The sequence below is a fragment of the Erythrobacter sp. SN021 genome, from assembly GCF_021864455.1.
The window spans coordinates 1-281 of sequence record NZ_JAKKUW010000242.1 but is presented as its reverse complement, the minus strand read 5'-3'; the positions used below and the strand labels follow the sequence as shown (position 1 = coordinate 281).

Below are 281 nucleotides of genomic sequence, written 5' to 3'. Positions count from 1 at the left end.
AAGTACTCGAGGAAGCGGTCGAAGAACAGGTCGTACTTCTGTTCTCCCAGCTCCTTACGGACGGCGGGTCGCATGCTTTCCTCGTTGGCGGGGTAGCCGGTGATGAAGTTTTCCATGTTCATCCAGCCGCCGAGGCCCACCCCACGGAGCATGATCCTCTGGCCCTGTTCGTCGACAATGTCCGATCCGCGCGCTTTCAGCATGGTGCCGTCCCTCTCCGATCGATCTCGTCTCCTCGTGTATGGACCAGCAGGAGCCGCCAAGTCAACTGCTTTGCGCCC

General features: G+C 60.1%; 1 protein-coding gene. It reads right to left on the bottom strand.

All coding sequences use genetic code 11. From position 1 onward, the window contains the following. Positions 1 to 203, bottom strand: a 203-nt coding sequence (locus L5849_RS15750; RefSeq protein WP_236926307.1) for a hypothetical protein, incomplete at its 3' end; no start/stop codon positions are given. Positions 204 to 281: the final 78 nt, after the last annotated feature.